Here is a 2,688-nt window from a genome sequence, read left to right on the forward strand (position 1 = left end):
CGCCAAAGCCGAAGGAATTGGACAGCGCCACGTCGATCTGGCGGGCACGCGGCTTGTTCGGCACCAGGTCGATCGCGGTTTCGCGTTCCGGGTTGTCGAGGTTGATGGTCGGCGGCGCGACATTGTCCCTGATGGCAAGGATCGAGAAGATCGCTTCGGCGGCACCCGCCGCCCCAAGCAGATGGCCGATCGACGACTTGGTCGACGACATCGAAATCTTCGATGCGGCATTGCCGACAAGCCGCTCGACCGCGCCGAGCTCGATCGTGTCGGCCATGGTCGAGGTGCCGTGCGCGTTGATGTAGTCGACATCGGCCGGCGTCAACTTGGCCCGGTTCAGTGCCGCCGTCATGCAACGGAAGGCGCCATCGCCATCCTCGGCGGGCGCGGTGATGTGATGCGCGTCGCCGGTGAGACCATAACCCGTCACCTCGGCATAGATCTTGGCGCCGCGCGCCCTGGCATGTTCGAGCTCCTCGAGCACGACAACGCCGGCGCCCTCGCCCATGACGAAGCCGTCGCGGTCGCGATCATAGGGTCGCGACGCCGTTTGCGGCGAATCATTGCGTTCCGTCGACAGTGCCCGGCATGCGGCAAAGCCGGCGATCGACAGCCGCGTCACCGGCGCTTCGGCGCCACCGGCGACCATCACGTCGGCATCGCCCCACATGATCAACCGGGCAGCATCGCCAATGGCGTGCGCGCCGGTCGAACAGGCCGTGACGACGGCATGGTTCGGGCCTTTCAGTCCGTGCCGGATCGAAACCTGCCCGGAGACGAGATTGATGATCTGGCCCGGGATGAAGAAAGGGCTGATGCGGCGCGGGCCGCGCTCCTTGAGGATCATCGCGTTCTCGGCGATGCCCTCGATGCCGCCGATGCCGGAGCCGATCAGGACGCCGGTGGCACACCGCTCTTCATGCGTCTTGGGTTCCCAGCCGGAATCCTTCAGCGCCTCGTCGGCGGCGGCAATCCCGTAAAGGATGAAGTCGCCGATCTTGCGCAGTTCCTTGGGCTCGAGCACGGCCTCGGGATTGAAGGTGGCATTGCTGCCGTCACCACGCGGAATGACGTGGGCGATCTTGCAGGCAAGATCCTCCACCTCGAACTCAGTGATGCGCTTGGCAGCGCTGCGGCCGGTCAGAAGTTCCTTCCAGCTGTGCTCGAAGCCCATGCCGAACGGCGACAGCAACCCAAGGCCCGTGACGACGACACGCCTCATCGCAGGTCCTCCCCGGTGATGACTGCGGAAAGCGTCAGGCCGAAGCCTTGTCGATGTACTTCACGGCATCGCCAACGGTCAGGATGGTCTCAGCCGCATCGTCGGGAATCTCGACGCCGAATTCTTCTTCGAACGCCATGACGAGTTCGACCGTGTCGAGGCTGTCGGCGCCCAGATCATCGATGAAGCTCGCCTGCTCCGTCACTTTGTCGGCATCGACGCCAAGGTGCTCGATGACGATCTTCTTGACGCGCTCTGCGGTGTCACTCATTTGGGCATCCTCGTCTTTTGTTTGTCTGTCTTCGTTAGCGGGCAGAATGCCGCTAATCAAGCTGAAAGATGGTCCTGCCGGAAACGCAACGACTACGGACCGGTTTTTGCCCGAACCGCCGGGTTGCGGGCCGCATTACACGAAAAATAGCTGAGGTCCAAGCCGAAATGGTCTCTTTTCACAACCCGCCGGCGTTGCTGCCGAACCTCGTCAAATCATAGCCATGCCGCCATTTACGTGGATGGTCTGGCCAGTGACGTAGGCGGCTTCGTTGGAGGCGAGATAAGCGACGGCGGACGCGACTTCAACGCTGGTGCCCATGCGCCGCGTCGGGATCGCCGCCATGATCGCCTCTTTCTGCTTGTCGTTGAGCTTGTCGGTCATCGCCGATTCGATGAAGCCCGGGGCGACGCAGTTGACGGTGATGTTGCGGGTGGCGATCTCCTGTGCCAGCGATTTGGAGAAGCCGATCATGCCGGCCTTTGAGGCGCAGTAATTGGTCTGGCCGGGATTGCCGGTGATGCCGACCACCGAGGTGATGTTGATGATGCGGCCATGGCGGCGGCGCATCATCGGGTGGGTGAGTTCGCGGGTCAGCCTGAACACGGCGGTCAGGTTGACCTCGAGCACGCTGTCCCAGTCGGCATCCGACATGCGCACGAACAGGCCGTCCTTGGTGATGCCGGCGTTGTTGACCAGGATGTCGACGCCTTCGAGATCGGCTTCGGCTTTCTGGCCGAGCGCCTTGACCTCCTCACGGTTGGACAAATTGGCCGGGAACAGCTTGACCCGGTCGCCAAGCTCGCTAGCCAGCGCTTCCAGTTTCTCGACGCGGGTGCCATGCAGGCCGACGATCGCGCCCTGCGCATGCAACATCCTGGCGATCGCCTCGCCGATGCCGCCGGATGCGCCGGTGACGAGCGCCTTGCGGCCAGTCAATTCGAACATTTTTGTCTCCTGATTGAGAAGAGAACACCCTTTACAGGGATGGGATCAAATGACGCTTTATGCAAGCGCCGCCATGGCCGCCTCGACGTCAGCCGCGGTGCCGACCGACGCGGTGGCGACATCGCGGTTGATGCGCCGCGCCAATCCTGAAAGCACCTTGCCGGCGCCGATCTCGTAAAGCGTGGTGACGCCGTTTGCGCCGAACCATTCCACCGTCTCGCGCCAACGCACGCGGCCGGTTATCTGT

3 protein-coding genes and 1 pseudogene are annotated in these 2,688 nt (G+C 63.0%); all 4 read right to left on the reverse strand.

All coding sequences use genetic code 11. The features are described 5' to 3' along the window. On the reverse strand, window positions 1-1,222 hold a 1,222-nt coding region (gene fabF / locus EN893_RS28065), incomplete at its 3' end, for a beta-ketoacyl-ACP synthase II (protein WP_128361954.1). Window positions 1,223-1,256: 34 nt separating this feature from the next. Continuing rightward, complete coding sequence (locus EN893_RS28070) at window positions 1,257-1,493, reverse strand: acyl carrier protein (protein ID WP_006203723.1); 237 nt, start codon at window positions 1,491-1,493, stop codon at window positions 1,257-1,259. A gap of 210 nt (window positions 1,494-1,703) precedes the next feature. Continuing rightward, window positions 1,704-2,441 carry a 3-oxoacyl-[acyl-carrier-protein] reductase gene (gene fabG / locus EN893_RS28075; RefSeq protein ID WP_127271122.1) on the reverse strand — a complete coding sequence of 246 codons (738 nt, stop codon included), beginning with the start codon at window positions 2,439-2,441 and terminating at the stop codon, window positions 1,704-1,706. A 57-nt stretch (window positions 2,442-2,498) separates the two neighbouring features. Then, window positions 2,499-2,688: pseudogene (locus EN893_RS28080) on the reverse strand (ACP S-malonyltransferase); the annotation flags it as partial.

Source organism: Mesorhizobium sp. M7A.F.Ca.CA.004.04.2.1 (assembly GCF_004022825.1).
GTDB lineage: Bacteria > Pseudomonadota > Alphaproteobacteria > Rhizobiales > Rhizobiaceae > Mesorhizobium.

Bases quoted from the DNA above. Each gene is read 5' to 3' on its own strand.
- EN893_RS28070 (WP_006203723.1), bottom strand. From the start codon at position 1,493: ATGAGTGACACCGCAGAGCGCGTCAAGAAGATCGTCATCGAGCACCTT.
- fabG (WP_127271122.1), bottom strand. From the start codon at position 2,441: ATGTTCGAATTGACTGGCCGCAAGGCGCTCGTCACCGGCGCATCCGGC.